We start from the raw sequence: 24,008 nt of genomic DNA, 5'->3' as shown, positions 1-24,008 counted from the left end.
CGACTCCTAGAGTTCGTCGGATGAAACGATCACTTGGGTTGTGGTGCGCCGTCGCCATCGTGGGGCTGTCCGCGTGTGCGTCCACCCCTGATCTGTCGCTTCCCCTGGACGAGAAGGGGCCGGGGCCGGAGGTGGTTCGGGCCGAGGAGCGGATCGTCTCCGACTGCCTGTCGGCCTTCGGTATCTCGGTGGACGATCTGCGCCGCGAATCCCCGAACGCCGCCTATCTCGGCTGGCTCGGCGACCGGACGTCGGGCTACGCGGGGCCGGGGCCGGGGGAGTTCGTCCTGACCGGCGACGCTCGGGCGGTGTACGAGGGAACCTGGGAGATGCACGGCGGGCGGGCCGTTCCGGCGGGGGGCTGCCGGCAGGCGGTCCGGGACGTCCTGGTGACGGAGAAGGACCCTTTGCTGCGCCTGGCCTACGACGCGGCCGAGAAGGCGGGCAAGGACACCCGGATCGCCGACGCGGAGCGGCGCTGGGCCGAGTGCATGAAGGCGAAGGGCTACACCTACGCCGGGCCCTTCGACGCCTTGGGTGACCCGCGATGGGCGGCCAGTGTCAACGTCGAGGACCCGCCCGAGGACGGCGGCCCGGCCGAGATCGCCACGGCGGCCGACGACCACGAGTGCCGGGGCGAGTCGGGCTGGTACGACCGCCGCCGCGAGATCTGGGCCGACCACCAGAACCGGGTGATCGCGGCCAACGGTCCGGCGCTGGCGGAGAGCAGGGCGTACAACACCCAGCTGGAGGCCGTCGCGGCCAAGGTGCTCGACGGCGACTACAAGCGGTCGTGGTGAACGTTTCACCTTCGCGGCTCGCCGACCAGCGGGGATGCCCCCGCCCGCTGGTCGGTTGCGGAGGGAGAACGCATGCTGCCTGGACGTTCCCCAGGCAGCAGGAGGCAGCATGCTGCGTACATGGCGTCTTCGGGCGCTCCTCGTCCTGACGGTCGTCACGGCCGTCGTTCCTCTTACGGTGGTCGCGGCTCAGGCGGCGGTGGCGTGCCGGGTGACCTACGCCGTCCAGTCTCAGTGGGGTGGCGGGTTCACCGCCAACGTCACCCTGGCCAACACCGGTGATGCGCTCTCGTCGTGGCGGGTGACCTGGTCGTTCGGGGCCGGGCAGACCGTCTCGCAGGCGTGGAACGCCGGTGTGACGCAGAGCGGGAGTGCGGTCACCGCGACCAACCTGAGCTACAACGGCGCGCTCGCGTCCGGTGCGTCGGTGTCGTTCGGGTTCAACGGGACCTGGAACAACTCCAGCAACCCCGTACCGGCCAACTTCGCCGTCAACGGCGCGACCTGCGGCGGCGGCAGCACTCCGACGCCGACCCCCACCCCCACACCCACGCCGCAGCCGTCGGGGTGGCCCACTCCGACGGGGCAGGTGTCCGTCAACGGGACCATCTCTGTGTCGGGCACGCTCGACGGCGGGATGCGGCGGTACTGCTGCATTGGTGACGGCGGGCAGGAGGAGAGCCAGGATCCGGTGTTCCAGCTCGCCAACGGCGCCACGCTCCAGAACGTCATCATCGGCGCCCCCGCCGGTGACGGCGTGCACTGTTCCGGGTCGTGCACGCTCCGGAACGTCTGGTGGGAGGACGTCGGCGAGGACGCCGCGACCTTCCGGGGCAGCGGCGACCCGAGTTTCCTCGTCGACGGCGGGGGTGCCCGGTCGGCCAGTGACAAGGTCTTCCAGCACAACGGGCCGGGGACGCTCACCGTCCAGAACTTCCAGGCCACCAACTTCGGGACGTTCTACCGCTCCTGCGGCAACTGTTCGTCGCAGTACCAGCGCGACGTCGTGCTGCGGAACGTCACCCTCACCCGGCCGGGCAACACCGTCGCCGGGATCAACGTCAACTACGGCGACACGGCCCGGTTCTCCGGGATCACGATCGTCAACGATTCGAGCAGGTCGATGGTGATCTGCCGTAAGTACAACGGGAACAGCACCGGTGCCGAACCCTCCCAGGTGGGCACCGGTGCCGACGGGTCGAACTGCTTCTATTCGGCCTCGGACCTCACCTATCGATAGAGATCGCCCGGATCGCTGCGGACGGGTCGTCCGCGGCGAAACGGATCCGGGTGGTCTTGAACGGCGGCGCCTTCCTGAGCGGGACCAGGATCGGTTCGTCGAGTTCGAGGAGCAGGTTGGTGCTGCCGCCGACCGAGCAGGCGAGGGTGTCGTCCTCCGGGACGACCCGGCGCACGCCGTGGCCGTCGACCGTCTCGGTCGAGTGGGTGACGGCGCGGATCACGTTGAGCGGGACCTGGACGTGGCCGAACGGGCCGGTGCGTATGTGAAGGTGGTCGTCGCCGACCAGGTGGGGGTTTCTGGCGATCATCGCCGCCGCCCCGAGCGCGGTGATCGCGACGACGGCCTCAAGGGTGAGGTGGTAGGGGCGGAACGCGGCCGGGAGCATGAAGTCGAGGGCCACACCGGTGACCAGGTTCGCTCCGGCGATCAGCCAGATGTCCTGTTTGAGGTCCGTCGAGTGGGAGAGGGGGCGGTGCCCCGGAGGGAGATCGAGCGGGCGGCGGAGTAACCAGGCGAACAGATCGGTCAGCAGGTCGCGCAGCCAGGCCAGGGCTGTGGTCATCCGGCGGACCACGCTCTCGCCGGCGGGGCGTGGCACAGGGGTATGACGGTCGTACGGGACATCGAGGTCACCTTTCTTCGGTCAGCCAGGCTCTGACCTGGGCTTTCGTGCGGGGTCGTGGCTTGGGTTCGCGGCCGCAGCCGCAGGTCTCGAAACCGTCGTAGCGCAGCCCGGCGGCCAGGACGGCGGCGACGGCCGCCCACGCGGAGGCCCGGTCCTTGCGGGGCGCGGCGAAGTCGTGGCCGGCGTTCACCATCGGTGCGCGGCAGCGGGTGCAGAGGTGGACGGCGCCGTCCCAGGGCAGCTTGTGGCTCTGGCGGCAGGGCACGCAGACGTAGTGCACTTTGTACGCCACCACTGCATATGTGCACATATGGAAATAATAAAGAGCCGGTCCGCCATCGCGCGGACCGGCCCTTCGCCAACGGCGATCAGGAGGCGTAGGCCTCCAGTTCGTAGATGCGTGCCGCCTGGTCGGTGTTGCTGGTGGGCGCGATCACGTTCACCCGGATGTAGCGGACGTTCTGCTGGGTGAAGGTGTGCGTGGTGATGTTCGCCGTGTTCCCGCGTGGCTGGGCCACGTTGGTCCATGACGTTCCGTTCGTACTCACCTGGACGTCGAAGTCCTTGGTGTTCCAGATCGCCTGCTCACCACCGGCACCGGAGTGCTTCAGGACGATCTTCCCGACCTGCTGGCTGGAGCCCAGGTCCACCCGGATCCACTTGCTCGATCCGACCGAGCACCACTTGTCGGCGTTGCCGCCGTTCACGGTGCCGTTGACCGCCTTGGCCGGAGCCTCGGTGGCGGCGCACTGCGAGTCGGCGGTGGCGGCCTTGTTCAGCGCCAGGTTCGGATTGCCGGTGGTCTGTGGCACGTACAGCCGGACATCCGTGAGCGAGGCGCTGCCTTCGTAGACGTTGGTGTACAGGTCACCGATCACGAAGTAGTCGGGGTAGGCGGATCCGGCGGGCCACTGGTTCGACCACGTGGTGGATCCGTTGTTGTCGTTCTGGACGAGGTTCCCGTTGAACTGCCCGTTGTACTCGCTGGCCTTCACGTTGTAGTGCCAGATCGGGTTGTTGTTGACGACGAACGGGCGGTGCATGCGGATCGTCCGCTGGCCGGAGCGGGCGAAGTTGCCGGTGACCTCCAGGACGTAGCCCGTCTGGTCGCGCTCGATGGCGAACGTGTAGAACTGGTTTGGCATGAGCTCCGGCTGGAGTTCGGCCGCCGACGAGAGCTGCTGCTCGGCCACGCCACCGCTGCACGGCGTCATGAACCACTGCGAGTTGCCCGCCAGGCCACCGGCACCGGGATTCCAGTTGGGCATCCCGCTGATCCACATGTTGACCGTGTTGAAGTTGCTGTCGCGGTAGTTGTAGTAGGTGTTGTTCGAGGCGTTGCAGATCCGGCCGCCCGTGCCGCTCCCCACACGGTCAGGGTGCTGGGAGAAGGCGTCCATCAGGACCTTGCGGCGGTAGTGCCAGAAGTGGTTGTTGCGCGGGGCCGGGTTGGCGAAGTCGACGATCGACAGGAAGTGGAACCCGTTGTAGCCGTAGGTGCCGCGCCGGACGTCCTGCCACTCGCAGTAGGGCACCGAGGCGTTGCCGCTCCAGCCGGGCGAGTTCTCGCCCTCGCCCCACGGGTGCTGCGTCTTGCAGCCCGTGTTGCTGTAGCCGTTGGTCCGGTTGTTGTACTCGATCGAGCCGTTCCGCTTGCCGCCGAAGTCGAGCGTCTTGAGCTTGTACTCGATGCGGTAGTAGTCGGGCAGCTTCTGCGTCGGGCGCAGGATGACGCCGCCGGTGTGGTCCGGCACGTTCATCACGGCGACCTTCTCGGTCCCGAGCGTCTGGGTCGTCAGCGTCGGGGGCGACTCGATGACGCTGTCCTTGTTCCAGTCACGGGCCGACAGCGAGGCGGTCAGCCAGCCGTCCTGCCCGACCGGGAACTCCTTTCTGTACGTGTAGAAGGAGTTCAGGGCGGTCGTCCAGGCGGGGCCGTAGTCGTTGCGGTACCACTGGCCCGGGTCGTCCATGATCGTGTCGAACGGCTGGGTGTAGTTGTCCCGCACCCATGGCGCGTTGCCGGTGTTGATCGGGTTGACGAAGTTCTCGTTGTAGAGGAGCGTCCAACCAGGCCGGGTCGGGTCGTCGGCCTGGGCGGGGGTGCTCGTCAGGGTCAGTGCCGAACTCGCCAGGAGCAGCGCCAGTGCCGCTCGGCGGGCGGCTCTGGTTCTCGGTGTACGCATCCACGGACCTCTCTTGTCGGGAGAAAAACAGGGGTGGCGTCGCCGCCCGCCACCCCGGGTGGGAGACGGTTAGAAGCTGCCGTCCGGGTTCTGGAAGGTCTTGGCGTTGTCCTTGGTGACCATCGGGGAGGGCACGACCGTGTCCTTCTCGACCTGGGCGCCGCCGAGGATCTCCACGGCGCGGTCCAGGCCCTTGGCGCCGATGATGTCGGCGTCGTTCAGGCCGGTCACCTTGTAGTTGGTGTCGTCGAGGATCGCCTTCAGCGCCTCGGCCTGGCCGTCGACGCCGGCGATGATGATGCCGTCGGCGAGACCGGCGTCGGCGATGGCGCGCTGGGCGCCGAGGCACATCGCGTCGTTCTCACAGAACACCGCCTTGATGTCCTTGTTGCTGGCCAGCAGGCTCTCCATGACGGTCAGGCCGCCGTCGGAGCCCCAGCCGCCGAAGTCGGGCGCCTCGACGAGCGTGAACTTGGAGTTGGCCGAGAGGACCGACTTGACGCCGTTGGTGCGGGCCGAGCCGATGGTGTTGTCGGCCGGGCCGCCCTTGATGATGGCGACCTTGCCGCCGTCGGGCAGCGCGGTCGAGAGGTACTCGCCGTTCTGACGCCCGATGGCCTCGTTGTCGGGGCCGATCCAGCTGGTGTACTCGCCGGGGAACTTGCGGTCGACCAGCACGACCGGCTTGCCGGCCGCCTTGAGGCTGTTCAGCACGGCCGGGGCCGACTCGAGCGGGCCGCCCGAGATGATGACCGCGTCCACGTTCTTGGTCAGCAGGTCTTCGACGTTGCTGGCCAGCTTGGCGGCGTCGCCGTTGGCGTCGGTGCTGATGATCTCGATGTTGCCCTTCTTCTGGGCCTGGGCGGCGATCGCCTTGTCCATGCCGCTGAAGTAGGGGCCGCTCAGCATGAAGTTCGCCACGCCGATGGTGTAGCCGTCCGCCGAGGCGGCGGCGCCGGTCGACGGCTCCTCGGAACCGGAGGAGCAGGCGGTCAACAGGGCCAGGGACAGACCGGTGGCGGCCAGAATCCTCTTGGAAATCATGGTGTTTCTCCTGGGGGGTTACGCGCGCACCCGATTGGTGCGCTGGGCGAGGATGACGGCGATGATGATCAACCCCTTGAGGACCTGCTGCCAGAAGCTCTGCACGCCGTACAGGTTGAGCAGGTTGTTGATCAGGACCAGGACGAGCACGCCCCCGAAGGTGGCGCGCACGGAGCCCTTGCCACCGGCGAGGCTCGCGCCGCCGATGACGCACGCGGCGATGGCGTCGAGTTCGAACGCCACCCCCACGCTGGGCTGGGCGATGCCGACGCGGCTGGCCAGGATCACTCCGGCCAGCCCGGCGCACAGCCCCGCGATGGTGTACGCCAGCACGATGTGCCGCCGCACGTTGATGCCGGCCAGGCGGACGGTCTCGGCGTTGCCGCCGATCGCGATGATCGACCGTCCCGCCGGGGTGCGGGTCAGGAACACGCCGCCGATGAGGAAGACGGCGAACATGATGATCGTGCTGACCGGGATCGGCCCGGCCATGGCCGACCCGAGGGTGAAGAACGACGGGTCGTCCGGCGCGATCGGCACCTCGGAGTAGACGAACGCGAGCCCTCGGATGGTGGTGAGGGAGGCCAGTGTGACCACGAAGGGCGCCAGCCCGAACCGGGCCACCAGAACGCCGTTGACCAGGCCGAACCCGATGCCCGACACGACACCGACCGCCATCGCGGCGGGGATCGGCAGGCTGGAGACGAGCCCGGCGGTGAGGATGCCCGAGAAGGCCACCACCGACCCGACCGACAGGTCGATGCCGCCGGTGAGGATGACCACCAGCATCCCGTAGGCCAGCAGACCGGTCGTGACCATCTGCTTGAGCAGGTTCGTCAGGTTGGTCTGGGTGAGGAAGTTCTCGGTGGTGATCGCGGCGACCGCGATCAGCACGACGATCAGGCCCGCGAAGGCGACCGTGACGAGCAGGTCGCGGGAGATCTTGGGCAGGGCGTTGACGCTCACGCGGCCACCCCGATCGCGTGCGCGAGCACCTCGTCCTCGGTGGTGCCCTCGGACGGCAACTCCCCGGCGAGGCGGCCCTCGCGCATGACGAGCACGCGGTCGGTGGCGCCGAGCACCTCGGTCAGGTCGGAGGAGATCAGCAGCACCGCCAGGCCCTCACGGGCCAGCGCGTCGATCATCCGGTAGATGTCGACCCGCGTGGCCATGTCGACGCCCCGGGTGGGCTCGTCGAGGATGAGCACGCGCGGCTCGGCCAGCAGCCACTTGGCGAGCACGGCCTTCTGCTGGTTGCCGCCGCTGAGGGAGGCCACCGGCATGGTGGCGCAGCGGGCGGGCTGGATGCTGAGCCGGTCGATCATCCCGGCGACCCTTTCCTTGCGCCCCGACATGTCGATCAGCGGGCCCCTGGTGCTGGCCCGCATGGTCGCCAGGGCGATGTTGTCGAGCACGGTCATCCCGCCGATGAGACCGGTCCGCTTGCGGTCCTCGGTCACGAAGGCGAGCCCGTTGGCGATGGCGTCGGCGGGGGAGCGGAAGGCCCCACTGCCCTCGGAGGCGGGTTCGGCGCCGAAGACGCAGCGGGCCATCTCACTGCGGCCCGAGCCGACCAGGCCGAACAGCCCGACGATCTCTCCGGCGCGCAGCTCGAAGGAGACGTCGGAGAACTCGCCGCGCCTCGACAGGCCGCTCACGGACAGGCGCGATTCGCCCGGTTCCGAACGGCGCTCCGGATAGATCTGTTCGAGCTTGCGTCCGGCCATGAGCCGGATCAGCTCGTCTTCCGAGGTACGCGAGGGCTCGGTCGTCTCGATGATCACGCCGTCCTTGATGACGACGATCGAGTCGGCCAGCTCCATGACCTCGGCGAGGCGGTGGCTGACGTACACGACCAGGACGCCGCGTTCCTTCAGGCGCCGGATCAGGGCGAACAGCGCGTCGAGGTCGCTTCCGGCCAGGACGGCCGAGGGCTCGTCCAGGACCAGGACCCGCACCTCACCGGCAAGGGCCTTGGCGATCTCCACCATCTGCTGGCGCGCGACGGTGAGCCGCCCGGCGATGGTGCGCGGCTCGATGGCGCCGAACCCGGCGGCGTCGAGCAGTTCCTTGGCCTTGCGGTGCGCGGCCGGCCAGTCGATGAGACCGGTCTTCCGCTTCGGGAACCGGCCCATCAGCAGGTTCTCGGTCACCGACAGGCCCGGCACGATCGACAGCTCCTGGTAGACCGTGCGGATGCCGCGCTCGTGCGCGTCGTGCGGCGAGCGCAGCCTCACCACCTCGTCGTCGATGCGCATCTCGCCGGAGGACATCTCGTGCGCCCCGGCGAAGATCCGGATCAGCGTCGACTTGCCCGCGCCGTTGGCCCCGACGACGGCGAGGACTTCGCCGTCGCGCCCGGTGAGGTCGACGCCGTGGAGGACTTCCACGTCGCCGTAGCTCTTGCGGACGCCCCGGAGCGAAAGGCTCATCCGAACGCCTCCATGACCAGCACGGTCTTCTGGCGGGTGAAGTCGAGCACGGTCTCGTGCAGGCCCTCGCGGTAGCCGCCGGTGTCCTTGGTGCCGCCGAAGGGCAGGTTCTCGGCCCGGATCGCGGTCGACCCGTTCACGATCACGCCGCCGACGTCGAGCAGCTTGGCCAGGGTGAACGCGCGCGAGACGTCGCGGGTGAAGACCGAGGCGTGCAGCCCGTAGGGGGAGTCGGAGACCAGCGCCGCCGCCTCGGCCGGGTCGGAGAACCGGGCGATCGGGGCGACCGGGCCGAAGATCTCCTCGGCGAACGTCGGGCTCTCGACCGGCACGTCCACCAGCACGACCGGGTCGACGAACGAGCCCCGGCGGCCTCCGCCGACCAGCAGCCGCGCGCCCTCGCCGACCAGCTGTCCGACCGCCTTCTCGACCTCTTCGGCGGCCTGCTCGGTGATCAGCGGTCCGACGTCGGTGCCCTCGTCCATCTGGTCGCCCACGACGAGCTTGGCCGCCTGGGCGGAGAGCTCGGCGACGAAGGCGTCGTGGACGCCGTCCTGGACGTACACCCGCTTGACCGCGCAGCAGATCTGGCCGTTGCCGCGCGCGAGGCGCCCGAGGGTGACGGCGGTGGCGGCGGCCTCGATGTCGGCGTCGTCGCAGACGATCATCGCGTCGTTGCCGCCGAGCTCCAGGAAGACCTTCTTGAGCGTGCCCGAGGCGAGCTTGGCGATGGCCTTGCCGGCGTTGGTGCTGCCGGTGAGGGTGATCGCGGCGATCCCGGGGGCCTCGGCCAGCGTGGTCGAGACCTCGACGCCGCCCGTCACGATCTGGTGGGCGAACTCGGGCGCCCCGGCCTGCTCGACCAGCTCGGCGACCCTCATCAGGGCCAGCGGGCACTTGGCCGGCGGCTGGACGACCACCGCGTTCCCGGCGGCCAGCGCGGCGGCGGCCTTGTGGGAGTACAGCTCGACCGGGTAGTTGAACGGCACCAGCGCGGCCACCACACCGAGCGGCTCGCGGATCGTCACCGCGAGGTGGCGCTCCATGCCGGGCACCGCGTCCATCGGGGTCTGCCGGCCGAACAGCCGGGTCGCCTCGGCCGCGTACCCCCGCCAGATGCGGATCGCGGCCTCGACCTCACCCCGCGTCTGCGGCAACGGCTTGCCGTTCTCGCTCGCCAAAAGCCGGGCTAACGACTCGAGTTCGGCCTCGATCAGGTCGGCCACCCGCCGCAGCAGGGCCGCCCGTTCGTGGCTGGGCATGGCCGCCATCGCCCGCTGCCCCTTCTGCGCACTGCCGATGGCGGCCACGACTGCCTCGGTTCCCAGGTCGGGCACCTCGCCGAGAGGCTCACCGGTCCCCGGATTCCGCACCACAATGGTCATCTGTCACTCCTTCGGTAGGTGGTTGCCGCGCAGACGGGAGCCCTTGGGCGGGCCGTAGCCGATGCGTTTGCTGATGTCGTCGGCCATCGCGCGGGCCTTGGGGGCGAGGCGGTGGCAGTCGTCGCGGCTGAAGCGCGCGGCCGGGGCCGAGACGCTGAACGCGCCGACCGGCTCACCGGAGGCGTTCATGATCGCCAGGCCGACGCAGCGGACCCCCTCCTCGTTCTCCTCGTCGTCGATCGCGAACCCCTGGTCCCGCACCACGCCCAGCTCCGCGAGCAGTGCGTTCCCGGTGAGGGTCTTGGGTGTCCGCACGTCGAGGGGCCCCGAGAGGATCTCGTCGCGGCGTGAGGGCTTGAGCAGGGCGAGCATCGCCTTGCCCATCGCCGTGCAGTGCAGCGGCGCCCGCTTGCCGATGTGCGACACGAGACGGATCGACTTGGCGCTCTCGACCTTGTCGACGTACACGATCTGTTCGCCGACCAGGACCCCGAGGTGCACGGTCTCCCCGCTCAGCTCCACCAGTTCGGACAGGTAGGGCCGGGCGGCGGCGCGCAGGCCGTCCTCGTCGAGGTACTGCCCGGCCAGCATGATCAGGGTGACCCCGAGCCGGTAGGACCCGGCCGGGTCCCGGTCGAGGACTCCGAGTTCGAGGAGTGACGTCACGTACCGGTGGGCGGTGCTGACGGCGATCCCGGCGCGGCTCGCGAGCGCGCCCAGGGTGATCCCGGCGCGCCCGGCGTCGGAGACGGCGTGCACCAGCTCGAAGGCTTTGTCGACGCTTGCTGATTTACGACCACTCTGCATTCGAGTTACTCGAATCTATTTTCATATTCTTGTAACATGCTTGCGAGAGTTGCATCGCCCTCAGATCCTGTCAAGCCCCTCACCTTTGGGGCTTTTGTCGTGTTTGGGAGTATTTTCTTGCGAGACTGTTCGGTTTTTGCGTATTAGTTTGTCGTTTTTGCACATACGAAAGGCCGGCCACTCGTCGTGACCGGCCTTCCTGGTGATCTAGTTGGGGGTGATCGAGTAGGTTGTCCCCGCAACCGTGGAGAAAGTGATGACATCGTTGCTCAGCACCGGCGTCACACCGCCGGTGACGGTCACGCCGCGCCCCGGCCACGGGTTCTGGAGCCGCAGCTGCCCGCCGGCCGTGCTCGTCACGTCGACGTAGCTCGCCTGACCGTTCGCGCGCGCCGACGAGACGACGAAGCCGCCCGCCGCCCGCAGCTTCACGAACGAGCCGTTCTTGCCGGACGGCCAGACCGGGAACACCCGCATGATCCCCAGGTCACTCTGGAGCAGCATGCTGTTGATCGCCTCGACCGTGCCCGACTTCTCCAGGCCGTGGTGCGGGTCGGTGACCCGGCCGTTGGCCGCCGAACGGTTGGTGATCTGCGTCTTCAGCCGGTCGATGAGCGACTGCGCCGGGTAGCCGACCCGCGCCGCCTGCGTGAAGACCTTGGGGAAGGAGTTGTCCTGACCCCAGGAGTTCATCGCGTCGAGCGTCTGGATCGCCACCTGCCGGTCGGCCGCCGGGCCGTTGATGCCCAGCGCCTCACCCGGGTGCACGAACTCCAGGTTGACGGTGTTGTCCCCGGGCCGGATGGCCCGCCCGTCGCTGAGGGTGCCGGGGTCACCAAGGGCGAACACCTGCTGGTTGTTGTACGTGGTCCGCGGGATCGGCGCCAGCCGGTTCAGCATGTCCTGCCACGTCGAGCGCAGCCCCGAGTCGACGTTGAGCCGGGTGCTCGCGTCGATCGCCGTGGTGAGCAGCGTCTTCAGCATGCCCAGGTCGGCGCCGGAGTTACGGGCCCAGGTGCCCTCGTGCGGACCGGAGTAGAGGTTGAACCGGTTGTTCTCCAGCTGGAGCCAGTACTGGAAGAACGTCGCCACCTCCTTCATGAAGGGGTAGCCGCGCTGGGAGAGCCAGGTCTGGTCGCGGGTGTACTGCCAGTAGGCGACGTACTGGGTCGCGGTGAACAGGCTGTTGCCGACCTGCTGGTGGTAGTTGTCGTCGGCGGTGGCGCCGTTGGGCGCGATGCCGACCGGGAACAGCACGCCCGCCGGCATCCCGCCGCTCGGGAACCGGCCGTTGACGTAGCCCGAGTTGACCCGGGCGAGGTCCTGGGTGGCCCTTCTCCGCGCCTCCGGAAGATAGGCGCTGACCAGGTCGAAGATGGGCAGAGCCAGTTCGGGGCGGTTGGAGGAGTAGACGCCGTAGAAGTTGGCGATCCAGTTGTAGTTGAGGTGCATGTCGCCGCCCCACAACGGATAGTCCGTCGTGGCCCAGATGCCGAACAGGCCCGGCGCGGTCTTGCCGGCCCGGCTGGCCGACCCGATGAAGTACTGGGCGGCGTAGTAGTAGCGCTCCAGCACGTCGTCGTCGAGGTCGACGTAGGACTTGAGCCAGTACTGCTTCCACCACTCGACGTGCGTGTTGTACTGCGTGTCGACGCTTCCGGCCGACTGCGCGTCGGCCAGGCTGCGTGCCGCCGGGGCCGGGTCGGACGTGCTCGTGCCGCCGCCCGCGACGCCCGTGACGACGTTGACCACGCCGCCCGCCGGGATGCTCACGGTGATCTGGTTGCCGCTCAGGGTCTGGGTGCCGCCGATGACGCGGGTGGCGATCGCCGCGCGGGAGGTCCACTGACCCGAGGAGGTCTGGCGGGCCGCCCAGATCGTGCTTCCCGAGGTTCCGGACGTGCTGGTGAAGCCCGACCGGCCGTTCTGGATCTGGGTGGTGTTCGAGACCCGGATCGTGGTGGCGGCGCTCGCCGCGATGCGGGTGACGACCAGGTTGTCGGTGGCGCCGACCCAGGTACGCAGGGTGACGGGGGCGCCGCCCAGGCTCATCGTGGTGTCGATGTCGCCCTTGAGGATGTTCTGCTCCTCCAGGAACGAGGTGCTCCCACCGCCTCCGCCGGCCCCGTTGTAGAGCTCGAACTGGCCGATGCGCGCCCTCGGGTTGTTGATGCTGTCCGAGGTGGTGCCCTGGGTCGGCTCCGAGATGCTCAGCCGGACGTAACGGGCGGTCACGCTGCTGATCGTCCGATCGGTCGTGGCGGCGGTGTTGTTGGTGACGGTGTCGCGGGTGGTCCAGTTCGCGTTGTCGGTGCTGGTCTGGAGCAGCCAGTTCTTGGTGGTGTTGGCCGTCTCGGCGGGCCGGGCGGCGGCGTCGTGGCGCAGCAGGTACCGGGTGAAGGTCTTGGCCGAGCCCAGGTCGAGCGTGAGCGTCTGCGGCTTGCCGACGTTGGAGACCCAGCCCTCGTAGCCGGAGCCCCAGCCGCCGTTGACGGCCCGGTTCGCCGGGAACGACGGATGCGAACTCGACGCCGTGGCGGTCGACCCCAGCGCGAGGTTCGGTGAACCGCTGCTGCTCACGGGGTTGATCGAGACCGAGCCGAGGGCGACGAGCGAACGGTTGGCGCTGGCGGTCCAGAAGTCGCCCTTGGCGATCCGGAAGGTCTTGAAGCCGTCACCGCCGCCCGAGGTGACGCCGACGTCGCCGTTCCCGATGACCGCGGTGTCGGGCATCGTGTCGGTGACCGACCCGGTGTAGGCCTGGTTGGTCCAGCGGCCCTTCACCGCTCCGACGAGCGACTGGACGGCGGACCACTGCTGGTCGGGGGTGGGGGTGGCGGCCTGCGCTGATGTCGCCGTGGACAGGGCGGCGAGCAGGGCGAGCGCGGTGGCTATGGCTAAGCCACGCGTTCTGATCATGGGGATTGCCTTTCCGTGGTGGCCCGGCGAGGCTCGGATAACGTTATCCGGAACCGTAGATTGTTGCCGGGAGGTTTCACAGAGCGGCGAAAGTCACAAATTGGTCACGGTCAGGAGTCGGTGGTGACCAGCTTGGCCGGGGGCTTCTCCAGCGTGACCGGCTCGCCCCAGGCGGAGAACGCGATGTCGCTCCGCCAGGTCGTGGCGCCCAGAGGGGCCTTCGGATCGGCGTACTCGGTGACCAGCCGCGTGGGCAGCCCCTTCGGGTCGACCCACATCTGCCACGACACGACCAGCGTCCCCGGCCGGGCCGACTCATCGGCCGCGAACGCCGGTGAGGCGGCGGCCAGCGCGGCGAGGGTGATCTTCCCCTTCCGGGTGCCGGGCCCCTGCTCCTCCTGGGTGCCGATCAGGGCCTTCAGCGTGGACGGCTCCAAGATGAGCACTGGAGAGAAGAAGGGGCTGCGTTTGCCCGGCTCACTCGGCCACTGCATCCACTTCTTGCCCTTCGGCAGCACCTCGCCGACCGGCCCGCCCGACTGGTAGGTGTGCGGGCCGAGCGCAACGGAGCGTGAGGCCGAGTCCATCAGGTCGGTCTTCATCGTGACGTCGTAACCCTCGACGCCCGAGGCGTTGAGCAGGATCGTGCCCTTGCGGTCGCCCTGGTTCAGATCGTCACCCTCGACCCGCGTCTCCTGGTGTTCGGTGACGGCGACCCCGCGCCCCTCACCGAGCACGGCGGCCAGCGCCCTGACGGGGTCAGGGGAAGCGACATTCACCTCTCCGGCGGGGGTTTCTTCGGAAGCGCAGCCGGTGGCCAGCACGGAGATCACTACGATAAGGGCCGTTCTGGCCATGTTCATCATGGCAGGCGAGCGTATCGGGGGAGAGGGCCTTTATGGGGTTGGACGTGATAATCATGCGCGTCATCCGCAGGAAAGGACACCGTGTGGAACGTGTCGATTCCTTTCCGGACCTCCATGACGTATTCGCCGGCCTTTGCCGGGAGAGCCGCCTGCCGATGCTGCGACGCGCCGACCCGTATGGCTCGCTGATCCTGACGTCCGCGGAGATGCCGCAGTTCATCTCCGAACTTACCGAGACGCTCGCGCTGGTCACAGACGTGCCGACCTGCGATGTGGTGACGGAGATCCTGCGTCTGGCCGAACTCTGCGCCGCCGACCCGCACCTCGAAGCCCACCTGGAAGGCGACTAGAAATTGGAACGAATGAATGGCCGCCACACCGGCGATTCCTCCTCGCCGGACCTTGGAATGAGCGCCGCGGCCGGCGATTCCTCCTTACCCGGCCTCGGAGTGAGCGGCACTCCCGGTGATTCCTCCTCGCGCGGCCTGGGAATGAGCGCCGAACTGGCGGAAAGAATGGACCGGCAGGCACTGCGTCTGCGTGAGCGGCTGTTCTTCTGGACGTGTGTCCTCTTCGGTGCGATGGGCGTTTTCGCGGGTGGGACCGTTCCTTTGTTCCATGCGCTGGTGGATATTCCGGAGGTCGATCCGGGTGCGGTCGTCATCGGGTACCTGGGAATGGGAGGCGGGGTCGTCCTGTTGCTCATCGGCATGGTGATGAGGCGGAGGTCGAGGCGGTCGTGGGTGGTCCCCGGGCTGTTCCTCGTCCTCGGTGTGGTGGGCCTCGTCTACCTGGCGGGACTCCCCGTGGAGCCCCCGAAGGCGGGGCCGGGAATACCTCGGCTTTGAAAACGGTTTTCGAATCCGTGAAGCGAAGTGAGCTCCGTCCGCTGGTCCGGCTCCGGTCGACCGCCGGCACCGGTGTGACGTACGTGACCAGGAAGAACCGCCGCAACGACCCCGACCGGCTGGAGTTGCGGAAGTACGACCACGTCATCCGCAGGCATGTGACCTTCCGAGAGGAGCGATAGCGCATGAAGAAGGGCATTCACCCCGAGTACCGTCCGGTGGTCTTCCGCGACCCGAGCGCGGGTTTCGCGATCCTGACCAGGTCGACGGTCCGCTCGAACAAGACGGTGGAGTGGGAGGACGGCCACACCTACCCGGTCGTCGACGTCGACGTCAGCTCCGCCAGCCACCCGTTCTACACGGGCAAGAACCGCGTGGTGGACTCCGCCGGACGCGTCGAGCGCTTCCGCCGCCGCTACGCCAAGTGACCTGAACCGGAGAACCGGCCGCGATCGGCGGCCGGTTCTCGCGTTCTCAGAGGTCGCAGAGCCGGTCGCCGCCGGTGATCTCGCCGAGAACCCGCTGGAGATGGTCGATGCGCCGCCTCGCCTCGGCGACGAGGTTCTCGGCCAGCCGTTGCCAGTCATCGGGCGAGGGCTCGGGCGGCAGGTCGTCGAGGGCCCGCCTGATCTCGGCGACCGACATCCCGACCCGCTGGGCCACCCGGATGACCTTGGTCCGGCACACGTCGGCCTCCTCGAACCGCCGCTGGTTGCCGGAGGTCCGGTGGGCGACGAGGAGGCCGTGGGTCTCGTAGAAACGTACGGCGGAGGGGGCCACCCCGCTCGCACGGGCCAGGTCGCCGACCGTCAGCGTCATGCGGGTCTCCCTTGACTTCAACAAAGGTTGAACTTCTAGTCTGCCGCACATGACGACACACGCGGTGACGGTCACCCGCTTCGGCGGGCCTGACGTGCTGGAACTGGTGGAGATCCCCGACCCGGTGCCGGGGGAGGGCGAGCTCCTGGTCGACGTCGAGGCCGCCGACACCCTGCTGCTGGAGACGGTGGTGCGGTCGGGGCTGGGGCGGGATTACTGGCCGGTCCGGCCGCCGTACGTCCCCGGCGGGGGAGTGGCGGGGCGCGACCGCGACGGCCGGAGGGTGGCCGGATACACCAGCGGTTACGGCGGCTACGCCGACCGGGCGGTGCTCGTCAATGCGGTCGAGGTGCCCGACGGGGTGCCGCTGCCGACGGCGGCGGCGCTGCTGCACGACGCGACGACCGCGCTGGCCCTGTTCGAGGCGACGAAGATCGGGCCGTCGGACAGCGTGCTCGTCGTCGGGGCCAGTGGCGGGCTCGGGGTGCTGGAGGTCCAGCTCGCGCGGGCGCGGGGGGCGAAGGTGATCGCGATGGCGCGCGGGGCCAAGCTCGACCGGCTGCGGGATCTCGGCGCCGACGCGCTGATCGACGCCGACCGGCCCGAATGGCCGCAGGTGGACGTGGTCCTCGACAACATCGGCGGCACACTCGGCGCGGCGGCCGTCTCTGCCGTGGTGCCGGGCGGCCGGTTCTCCGCGCACGGCGCCGCCGGAGGGTGGTTCACCACCGTCGAGCGACCCGACGTCACCGCCACCGGCATCGAGGCGGCCCAGCTCTCCGACGCCGATCGCGTGCGCCATCTCGTCCACGCCCTGGCACTGGCCGGGGAGGGCGTGATCGCTCCGCTGATCGGGCAGACCTTCCCGCTCGACCGGGCGGCGGACGCGCACGCCGCCATGGAGGCCCGGGTGGTCTGGGGGAAGACGCTGCTCACTGGCACACTTGGCGGGTGATCTTTCTCTTCTCGTACGGCACCCTCCAGCTCGAACGGGTGCAGCTCGCCCAGTTCGGCCGCCGTCTGCAAGGTCGCCCCGACGCGCTCCCGAACCACCGGATGATCACGATCAAGGCGTTTCCGTACGTCCAGCGCTCGCCCGGCGAGGAGGTCCTCGGCATGGTCTACCAGCTGACCGCCGGCGAGCTGGCCCAGGCCGACGCCTACGAGGGTGTCGAGTACACCCGCCGGTTCGTCACCCTCAAATCGGGCATCGACGCCTGGGTCTACCTGTCTAACGAGTCGACTCCCGGACCACGAGCTCAGGCTGGAACATGATCTGCTGGTGGGCGTGGGTCGACGGGTTGTCGCACTCGTCGAGCAGCAGCTCGGTCGCCACCCGGCCGAGCTGGTGGGTCGGCTGGCGGACCGAGGTCAGCGCCACCGCCGAGGCCGCCGCGAAATCGATGTCGTCGTAGCCGATCACGGCGATGTCGTGGGGCACCCGCACCCCCGCGTGCGCGAGGCCGCGCATCAGGCCGAGGGCCAGCAGGTCGTTGGCGCAGAACACGGCGTCGGGCAGGTCGCCGTCGGCGAGCAGTAGCTCGGCCGCCCGCTGACCGGCGCGGGGGTTCATCGCGGGCATCTCGATCACCTTCAGCGGCCCGCCGAAGGCGCGTTCCGCGCCCGCCCTGCGGTCGAGGCACTGGCGGATGGTGAGGGGGCCGGTGACGTACACGACCGAATTCGCCCCCGTCTCCATCAGGTGGCGCATCGCCGCCATGCCCCCGCCGATGTCGTTGACCGCGACCGAGCACTGGTCGGAGCGGTGGGCCGGGTGGTCGACCAGGACGACGCTGATGCCCCGGTCGCGCAGCCGGTCGAGCCGGTCGGGATCCTCGTCGGACGGGGTGATCAGCACCCCGCGCACCCGCTGCTCGGCCAAGACGAGGAGGTTGCGCTCCTCCTTGGCCCGCGACCCGGCCGAGTTGCTCAGGATGACGGCGTAGCCGAGCTCGCTGGCGACCGCCTCGACCCCGGCCGTGACCTCGGTGAAGAACGGGTTGCCGATGTCGATCACCGACAGGCCGATCGTCTTGCTGTGACCCGCTCGGAGCGTGGACGCCGACCCGTGGCGCACGAACCCCAGCTCGCGGATGGCCGCCTCGACCTTCGCGCGGGTCGCCGGCGACACCTTCCCCGGCCGGTTGAGCACGTTGGACACGGTGCCCGCCGACACTCCCGCGCGTGCGGCGACATCCACGATGCCCACGTCGCTCATGGACGTTGATTAAAACGTAATAAGACACGAGAGGCAACGTGAGGTGCTCAGGAGCCCGTAACCGCTGGGAAATCGGCTATTGACGCCGTGTTGACGCTCATCTACTGTCCGGTCAAATTTGAAACGTTTTTCTGACCGGGAGGTCGCATGCTCGCGCTGCGGGAGGTGAGCAAGTCCTTCGGCGCCGTGCGCGCCCTGCGCGAGGTGTCCCTGGACCTGGTGCCCGGCGAGGCGCACGCCCTGGCGGGGGAGAACGGGGCCGGCAAGTCGACCCTGGTCAAGATCCTCTCCGGGGTGCACCGGCCCGACCAGGGCACCCTGCTGCTCGACGGCCGTCCGGTCGAGTTCCACGGCCCCGCCGACGCCCAGGCCGCCGGAGTGGCGGTCATCTACCAGGAACCCACGCTCTTCCCCGATCTGTCGGTCACCGAGAACATCTTCATGGGCCGCCAGCCCCGCCGCTCGTTCGGCCGCCTCGACCGCCGGGCCATGCGGACACGCGCCGCGGAGTTGTTCGCCCGATTGGGCGTGCCCCTCGACCCCGACCAGCCCGCGCGCGGCCTGTCGATCGCCGACCAGCAACTCGTCGAGATCGCCAAGGCCCTGTCGCGCGACGCCCGCGTCCTCGTCATGGACGAACCGACCGCCGCCCTGTCGGGCCCCGAGGTCGAGCGCCTGTTCGGCGTCGCGGCCTCCCTCCGCGAACAGGGCCGCGCCGTGCTGTTCGTCTCCCACCGCCTCGACGAGATCTTCGCGTTGTGCCAGCGCGCCACGACCCTGCGGGACGGCGCCTGGGTCGCCACCGACACCATCGCCGACATCACCCCCGACGACCTGGTCCGCCGCATGGTCGGCAGGGACCTGGCGACCCTGTTCCCCAAGCAGGACACCGTCCCCGGTGACGTGGCTTTGCGCGTCGAACGCCTGACCAGGGAGGGGGTCTTCACCGACGTCTCGTTCGACGTGCGCGCGGGCGAGATCGTCGCCCTGGCGGGGTTGGTGGGCGCGGGCCGCAGCGAGGTCGCGCGGGCGATCTTCGGCATCGACCGCTGGGACGCCGGCCACGTCACCGTCGCCGGTCGCCCCTTACGGGCGGGCAGCCCGACCGCCGCCATGGCCGCCGGGGTCGCCCTCGTCCCCGAGGACCGGAGGCAGCAGGGCCTGGTCATGGACCTGTCGATCGAACGCAACATCGGGCTGACGGGCCTGCGCTGGGGCCTCATCTCGCGAGCGGCCGAACGGGCCCGCGCGACCGACTGGGCGATCCGCTTACAGGTGAAATACGCCGACCTGACCGACGCGGTGACGGTGCTCTCTGGGGGCAACCAGCAGAAAGTCGTGCTGGCGAAGTGGCTGGCCCGCAAGCCTCGCGTGCTGATCGTCGACGAACCCACGCGCGGCATCGACGTGGGGACCAAGGCGGAAGTGCACCGCCTGCTCTCAGAACTGGCCGGGCAGGGCCTAGCCGTTTTGATGATCTCCTCGGAACTCCCCGAGGTCCTGGGCATGGCCGACCGGGTGCTCGTCATGCACGAGGGCCGGTTGGTGGCTGACATCCCTCGCGCTGAGGCGACGGAGGAACGCGTGCTGGCCGCGGCGACAGGGAGAGTGGCGTGACCCTCCAGCCGGATATTTCGCCATTTGGCCAGCCAAGGCCGGGCAGGTTGGCCAGGCTTCGAGCGCCGACCGAAGTGATCTCCTCTCTGCTCATGGGCCAATCCGGACTCCTTCTGGGGTCGCGATGACCGTCACGGCCAAAAGCACTCACGCCCGGCCCAACGCCGGAGCCCGGTCCTTCGTCGATCGGGTCGCGCGCGTCAGGGAGCTCGGGATCGTCGTGGCGCTTCTCGCGCTGTTCGGGGTCACCGGAGCCGTCAACCCCACGTTCCTCTCTCCGGCCAGCATTCGCGACATCCTGCTCAATTCGGCGATCATCGCGACGCTCGCCGTCGGGCAGACGCTCGTGGTGATCACCCGGAACGTCGATCTGTCGGTCAGTTCGGTCGTGGGGATCAGCGCATTCGGAGGCGCGCTGATCCTCGCCGACCACCCCGGCGTCCCCATCCCCGTCGTGATCACCGGCTGCATCCTCCTCGGCGCGGTCTGCGGCGCGATCAACGGGCTGCTCGTCGGCATCGCCAAGGTCCCGGCGCTGGTCGCCACCCTCGGGACGCTCTACGCCTTCCGGGGCGTCGACTACGCCTGGGCCGGGGGCCGCCAGGTCAACGCCGCCGACATGCCGCCGGGCTTCCTCCGCCTCGGCTCCGCCGACGTCCTCGGGGTGCCGATGCTCGCGCTCGTCGCGCTCACGGTTCTGCTCGCGGTCGGCTGGGTGCTGCGCAACCTCCCGCAGGGCAGGGAGTTGTACGCCATCGGCTCCAGCCCCGACGCCGCGATCCTCGCGGGGATCGACGTCAGGAAGCGGGTGCTGGCCGCGTTCGTGGTCAGCGGCGCGCTGGCCGGGCTCGCCGGAGTCATGTGGGCAGCCAGGTTCGGCACCGTCGACGCCACCGTGGCCACCGGCAAGGAACTCGACGTCATCGCGGCGGTCGTCGTCGGCGGCGTCGCCATCTTCGGCGGGTCGGGCACCGTCTACGGCGCCGCCCTGGGCGCGCTGCTGCTGTCGGGCATCACGAGCGCGCTGGCCGTCCTGAGAGTGGACGCCCTCGCCCAGACCGCCATCAACGGCGCCCTGATCATCGCCGCCATCATCCTCGACCGCCTGCTCGCGATCAGGGTCGCCAGGGCCCTGCGGAAGCGGAGGTACCGCGATGCGCGCTAACCGCTGGGAAACGCTCGTCGTCGCCCTCCTCGCCGCCGTCACCGTCGTGGCTTCTACAACGGTCGATGGGTTCGCGAACACGTCCAATATCGGTTTCCTGCTCCTGGACGTCACCGAGATCGCCCTCATGGCGCTGACCATGACCCTCGTCATCGTCGCCGCCGAGATCGACCTGTCGGTCGCCTCCACGCTGGGCCTGTGCTGCGCCGTGCTCGGCTCGCTCTGGAACGCCGGGCTCCCGATCGAGGCGATCATGCCGATCTGCCTGCTCACCGGAGCGGTCGCGGGGGCGCTCAACGGGGTGCTGGTGACCAGGCTCGGGCTGCCCTCGCTGGCCGTCACCATCGGCACCTTCGCGCTCTACCGGGGTCTGGCCTACGTCATTCTCGGTGATCGGGCGGTGGCCGACCTGCCCCCGGCGTACACGAGCCTGGCCACCCGGATGCCGTTCGCGACCGTCCTGGTGGCGGTGCTGGCGATCGTGACGGGGGTGGTCCTGCACCGCACCGGGCTCGGGCGGGCGATCGTCGCGGTCGGGTCCGGTGAGGAGGCCGCCTACTTCGCCGGGATCCGGGTCAAGCGCATCAAGTTCTGGCTGTTCGTCGCCTCGGGCGCGATGGCGGGGCTCGCTTCGCTCGTGTTCACGTTCCGGTACGCCAGCGCCCGCGCCGACAACGGCATCGGACTGGAGCTGGCCGTGGTGGCCGCCGTCCTGCTGGGCGGGGTGTCGATCTTCGGGGGACGCGGCACCCTCCTCGGCGTGATCGCCGCCGTGCTGCTCCTGGCGGTCGTCCGCAACGCGCTCATCCTCGCCGACGTCGCCAACGAGGTCCTCAACTTCGTGACGGGCCTGCTGCTCGTCGCCTCGGTGCTCGCACCGAACCTGAAAGTCCGTCTGGAAAGGAAACCGGTGCAATGAAGCGTCCGATCGCCCTCCTCGCGGGGCTCGCGCTGCTGGCCACGGCCTGCGGCGGCACCACCAGGTCCGATGTGGCGGCGCAGCAGAGCGCCGCACCGGCGGCGACCTCGGCCCCGGCCGCCGCCGACCCGAACGCCCCCGTCAGGCCCGGCCTGAAGATCGCCTTCCTGCCCAAGCAGGTCAACAACCCCTACTTCACGATCGCCGACCGCGACGGCGTCGCCGCCACGAAGGAGTTCGGCGGCGAGGGCAAGGAGGTCGGCCCGTCGGAGGCGAGCGCGTCGTCGCAGGTCTCCTACATCAACACCCTCATCCAGCAGAAACAGGACGCCATCGTCATCTCCGCCAACGACCCCAACGCGGTCGTCCCGGCGCTCAAGCAGGCCATGGCGGCGGGCATCAAGGTCGTCTCGTACGACTCCGACACCGCCCCCGACGGCCGGAACATCTTCGTCAACCAGGCGAGCGCCGAGGACCTCGGCCGCACCCAGGTCCAGCTCCTCGCCGAACAGCTCGGCCACAAGGGGAAGATCGCCGTCCTGTCGGCCACCCCGAACGCGACCAACCAGAACACCTGGATCGATTTCATGAAGGACGAACTCACCAAGCCCGAGTACAAGGACATGGAACTGGTGAAGGTCGCCTACGGCAACGACGACGACCAGAAGTCGTTCACCGAGACCCAGGGCCTGCTCCGCAGCTACCCCGACCTGGCCGGCATCATCTCCCCGACCACCGTCGGCATCGCCGCCGCCGCCCGCTACCTGTCGGAGTCGGACTTCAAGGGCAAGGTCAAACTGACCGGCCTCGGCACCCCCAACCAGCTCCGCGCCTTCGTCAAGGACGGCACCATCGAGGGCTTCGAACTCTGGAGCCCCGGCGACCTGGGCTACCTCGCGGCCTGGGCCGCCGCGGCCCTGGCCTCGGGCCAGATCAGCGGCGCGGAGGGGGAGAAGTTCAAGGCGGGCAAACTGGGCGAATACACGGTGGGCGCGGGCGGCGAGGTCCTCCTGGGCAAACCGACCGTCTTCAACGCCGACAACATCGACGACTTCGACTTCTGACTTTGCTGGTGGGATCTTCCTGAGTTCGTACAGGACCGAGGCTTGTGCCTTTCGGGCGGAGGTCAGGGTTCGATGACGGTTTTGAGGCCGGTGCGCGATTGGGCCTCGGCGAAGGCCTTGGCCGAGTCCTGGAGGGCGAAGCGGCCGGTGACCAGGGAGACGAGGTCGACCTTGCCCTGTTCGACCAGCTTGATCGCGCGCGGGTAGACGTCGTTCATCCGGCGCGCCATCGCGATGGTCAGGCCCTTGCGGCGGGCGGTCGAGGCGCGGAAGGAGGTGCGGTCTTCGTCGGGGATGCCCGCGAGCACGACCCGCCCACCCGGCCGCGCCATCTCGAACGCCGTGTCGACCGCCTGGTCGGTGCCGGCCACCTCGAACACCACGTCGAGATCACCGTGGGGATCGGTGGAGGCCCCCAGCTCCCGCGCCTTGGCCGCCCGATGGGGCAGCGGCTCCACGGCCGCGACCATCGACGCCCCGGCGATCTGCAGCAACTGGATCAGCATCAGCCCGATCGGCCCGCACCCGACCACTCCTGCGGTTCCGCCGAGGGGGAGATGTCCCAGGTCATAGGCGTGAATGGCCACCCCGAGCGGCTCCAGCAGCGCCCCTTCGAGATCGGAGACCGAGTCGGGCAACGGGTGGAGGTAGGCGGTCGGCCAGGCCAGATACTCCCTGAGCCCGCCGTCGGTCGCCCCGTGTCCGGCGAACCGCACATAAGGACACAGGTTCCGATATCCACGCAGACATGACGGGCACTCCTCGCAGGGTACGGCCGGGTCGACCGCCACCCGCCGCCCGTCGAGCGTCACTCCGGCGAACTCGTGGCCGACCACGAGCGGCTGCGTCAACTGGGCGTCACCGATTCCGCCCTCACCGAACCAGTGGAGGTCGGACCCGCACACCCCCACGGAGGTCACCCGGACGAGCGTCTCCCCGGCCTGCGGTACCGGATCGGACTCCTCGTGGATCCGCAGATCCGCCGCCCCATGGAGTCGTGCCACCAACATGGGAATCTCCCCTTGAATCGGACGTAACGGCAGGTCGTACG

Annotated in this window: 25 protein-coding genes; 12 read left to right on the top strand and 13 right to left on the bottom strand. The window is 69.1% G+C overall.

The window, feature by feature from the left end; all coding sequences use genetic code 11:
• Positions 1-20: 20 nt before the first annotated feature.
• Both ACYQ78_RS35885 and ACYQ78_RS35880 read left to right on the top strand, forming a co-directional pair.
• Positions 21-800 (top strand): hypothetical protein, encoded by a 780-nt coding sequence (locus tag ACYQ78_RS35885; RefSeq protein ID WP_459805429.1) that lies wholly within the window; start codon positions 21-23, stop codon positions 798-800.
• Between the two features lie 109 nt (positions 801-909).
• A complete protein-coding gene (locus tag ACYQ78_RS35880) occupies positions 910-2,040 on the top strand; it encodes a pectate lyase (protein WP_459805428.1) in 1,131 nt (376 codons plus the stop codon).
• On the opposite strand, the gene ACYQ78_RS35875 is transcribed toward ACYQ78_RS35880, so the two are convergent.
• The 10 genes from ACYQ78_RS35875 to ACYQ78_RS35830 form a co-directional block, all read right to left on the bottom strand.
• Positions 2,027-2,641: a hypothetical protein gene (locus ACYQ78_RS35875; RefSeq protein ID WP_459805427.1), complete on the bottom strand. Its 615-nt coding sequence runs from the start codon at positions 2,639-2,641 to the stop codon at positions 2,027-2,029. The two genes, ACYQ78_RS35880 and ACYQ78_RS35875, sit on opposite strands and share 14 nt — an antisense overlap.
• Before the next feature lie 31 nt (positions 2,642-2,672).
• Entirely contained in the window at positions 2,673-2,978 is a 306-nt protein-coding gene (locus ACYQ78_RS35870; RefSeq protein ID WP_459805426.1) for a hypothetical protein, read from the bottom strand.
• Between the two features lie 58 nt (positions 2,979-3,036).
• A complete protein-coding gene (locus ACYQ78_RS35865) occupies positions 3,037-4,854 on the bottom strand; it encodes a discoidin domain-containing protein (protein ID WP_459805425.1) in 1,818 nt (605 codons plus the stop codon).
• Positions 4,855-4,923: 69 nt separating this feature from the next.
• Positions 4,924-5,898: a substrate-binding domain-containing protein gene (locus ACYQ78_RS35860; RefSeq protein ID WP_459805424.1), complete on the bottom strand. Its 975-nt coding sequence runs from the start codon at positions 5,896-5,898 to the stop codon at positions 4,924-4,926.
• An 18-nt stretch (positions 5,899-5,916) separates the two neighbouring features.
• Positions 5,917-6,864, bottom strand: coding sequence for an ABC transporter permease (locus ACYQ78_RS35855; protein ID WP_459805423.1), 948 nt, complete (start codon positions 6,862-6,864; stop codon positions 5,917-5,919).
• Positions 6,861-8,330 carry a sugar ABC transporter ATP-binding protein gene (locus ACYQ78_RS35850; protein WP_459805422.1) on the bottom strand — a complete coding sequence of 490 codons (1,470 nt, stop codon included), beginning with the start codon at positions 8,328-8,330 and terminating at the stop codon, positions 6,861-6,863. Before ACYQ78_RS35850 ends, ACYQ78_RS35855 begins: the two co-directional genes overlap by 4 nt.
• Positions 8,327-9,715, bottom strand: a complete 1,389-nt coding sequence (locus ACYQ78_RS35845) for an aldehyde dehydrogenase family protein (RefSeq protein WP_459805421.1) — start codon at positions 9,713-9,715, stop codon at positions 8,327-8,329. The genes ACYQ78_RS35850 and ACYQ78_RS35845 overlap by 4 nt, the downstream gene beginning before the upstream one ends.
• A gap of 3 nt (positions 9,716-9,718) precedes the next feature.
• Positions 9,719-10,522, bottom strand: coding sequence for an IclR family transcriptional regulator (locus tag ACYQ78_RS35840; protein ID WP_459805420.1), 804 nt, complete (start codon positions 10,520-10,522; stop codon positions 9,719-9,721).
• Positions 10,523-10,729: 207 nt separating this feature from the next.
• Positions 10,730-13,441: a discoidin domain-containing protein gene (locus ACYQ78_RS35835; protein WP_459805419.1), complete on the bottom strand. Its 2,712-nt coding sequence runs from the start codon at positions 13,439-13,441 to the stop codon at positions 10,730-10,732.
• 110 nt (positions 13,442-13,551) lie between these two features.
• A complete protein-coding gene (locus tag ACYQ78_RS35830) occupies positions 13,552-14,274 on the bottom strand; it encodes a hypothetical protein (protein WP_459805418.1) in 723 nt (240 codons plus the stop codon).
• A gap of 116 nt (positions 14,275-14,390) precedes the next feature.
• On the opposite strand from ACYQ78_RS35830, the gene ACYQ78_RS35825 reads away from it, so the two are divergent.
• The 4 genes from ACYQ78_RS35825 to ACYQ78_RS35810 are packed head-to-tail and all read left to right on the top strand — an operon-like array spanning position 14,391 to position 15,583.
• Positions 14,391-14,657, top strand: coding sequence for a hypothetical protein (locus tag ACYQ78_RS35825; protein ID WP_459805417.1), 267 nt, complete (start codon positions 14,391-14,393; stop codon positions 14,655-14,657).
• Positions 14,658-14,714: 57 nt separating this feature from the next.
• Positions 14,715-15,155 (top strand): hypothetical protein, encoded by a 441-nt coding sequence (locus tag ACYQ78_RS35820; protein ID WP_459805416.1) that lies wholly within the window; start codon positions 14,715-14,717, stop codon positions 15,153-15,155.
• Positions 15,156-15,172: 17 nt separating this feature from the next.
• The gene (gene rpmG / locus ACYQ78_RS35815; protein ID WP_459805415.1) at positions 15,173-15,337 is read left to right on the top strand and encodes a 50S ribosomal protein L33; all 165 of its coding nucleotides are present in this window, start codon (positions 15,173-15,175) and stop codon (positions 15,335-15,337) included.
• A gap of 3 nt (positions 15,338-15,340) precedes the next feature.
• Complete coding sequence (locus ACYQ78_RS35810; protein ID WP_459805414.1) at positions 15,341-15,583, top strand: type B 50S ribosomal protein L31; 243 nt, start codon at positions 15,341-15,343, stop codon at positions 15,581-15,583.
• A gap of 46 nt (positions 15,584-15,629) precedes the next feature.
• Here the strand turns inward: ACYQ78_RS35810 and ACYQ78_RS35805 are convergent, their stop codons facing one another.
• Positions 15,630-15,974 carry a MerR family transcriptional regulator gene (locus ACYQ78_RS35805; RefSeq protein ID WP_459805413.1) on the bottom strand — a complete coding sequence of 115 codons (345 nt, stop codon included), beginning with the start codon at positions 15,972-15,974 and terminating at the stop codon, positions 15,630-15,632.
• A gap of 49 nt (positions 15,975-16,023) precedes the next feature.
• Here ACYQ78_RS35805 and ACYQ78_RS35800 point away from each other — a divergent pair, with 49 nt between their 5' ends.
• Together ACYQ78_RS35800 and ACYQ78_RS35795 are read left to right on the top strand one after the other, a co-directional pair.
• Positions 16,024-16,929: a zinc-binding dehydrogenase gene (locus tag ACYQ78_RS35800; protein ID WP_459805412.1), complete on the top strand. Its 906-nt coding sequence runs from the start codon at positions 16,024-16,026 to the stop codon at positions 16,927-16,929.
• Positions 16,926-17,249 (top strand): gamma-glutamylcyclotransferase family protein, encoded by a 324-nt coding sequence (locus tag ACYQ78_RS35795; protein WP_459805411.1) that lies wholly within the window; start codon positions 16,926-16,928, stop codon positions 17,247-17,249. Before ACYQ78_RS35800 ends, ACYQ78_RS35795 begins: the two co-directional genes overlap by 4 nt.
• Here the strand turns inward: ACYQ78_RS35795 and ACYQ78_RS35790 are convergent.
• Positions 17,206-18,192: a LacI family DNA-binding transcriptional regulator gene (locus ACYQ78_RS35790; protein WP_459805410.1), complete on the bottom strand. Its 987-nt coding sequence runs from the start codon at positions 18,190-18,192 to the stop codon at positions 17,206-17,208. The genes ACYQ78_RS35795 and ACYQ78_RS35790 overlap by 44 nt on opposite strands.
• A gap of 147 nt (positions 18,193-18,339) precedes the next feature.
• Between ACYQ78_RS35790 and ACYQ78_RS35785 the strand changes: the two genes are divergently transcribed.
• From ACYQ78_RS35785 to rhaS, 4 genes are all read left to right on the top strand, one after another.
• Positions 18,340-19,809, top strand: coding sequence for a sugar ABC transporter ATP-binding protein (locus ACYQ78_RS35785; protein WP_459805409.1), 1,470 nt, complete (start codon positions 18,340-18,342; stop codon positions 19,807-19,809).
• Between the two features lie 124 nt (positions 19,810-19,933).
• Positions 19,934-20,974: an ABC transporter permease gene (locus tag ACYQ78_RS35780; protein ID WP_459805408.1), complete on the top strand. Its 1,041-nt coding sequence runs from the start codon at positions 19,934-19,936 to the stop codon at positions 20,972-20,974.
• Complete coding sequence (locus ACYQ78_RS35775) at positions 20,964-21,893, top strand: ABC transporter permease (protein WP_459805407.1); 930 nt, start codon at positions 20,964-20,966, stop codon at positions 21,891-21,893. Before ACYQ78_RS35780 ends, ACYQ78_RS35775 begins: the two co-directional genes overlap by 11 nt.
• Complete coding sequence (gene rhaS / locus ACYQ78_RS35770; RefSeq protein WP_459805406.1) at positions 21,890-22,957, top strand: rhamnose ABC transporter substrate-binding protein; 1,068 nt, start codon at positions 21,890-21,892, stop codon at positions 22,955-22,957. The genes ACYQ78_RS35775 and rhaS overlap by 4 nt, the downstream gene beginning before the upstream one ends.
• 62 nt (positions 22,958-23,019) lie before the next feature.
• Here rhaS and ACYQ78_RS35765 read toward each other — a convergent pair whose 3' ends face one another.
• Positions 23,020-23,967: a zinc-dependent alcohol dehydrogenase gene (locus ACYQ78_RS35765; RefSeq protein WP_459805405.1), complete on the bottom strand. Its 948-nt coding sequence runs from the start codon at positions 23,965-23,967 to the stop codon at positions 23,020-23,022.
• Between the last annotated feature and the right edge of the window lie 41 nt (positions 23,968-24,008).

Source organism: Herbidospora sp. RD11066, assembly GCF_054661255.1.
The sequence above is the reverse complement of the archived record's forward strand: the minus strand, read 5'-3'. Positions and strand labels throughout refer to the sequence as shown.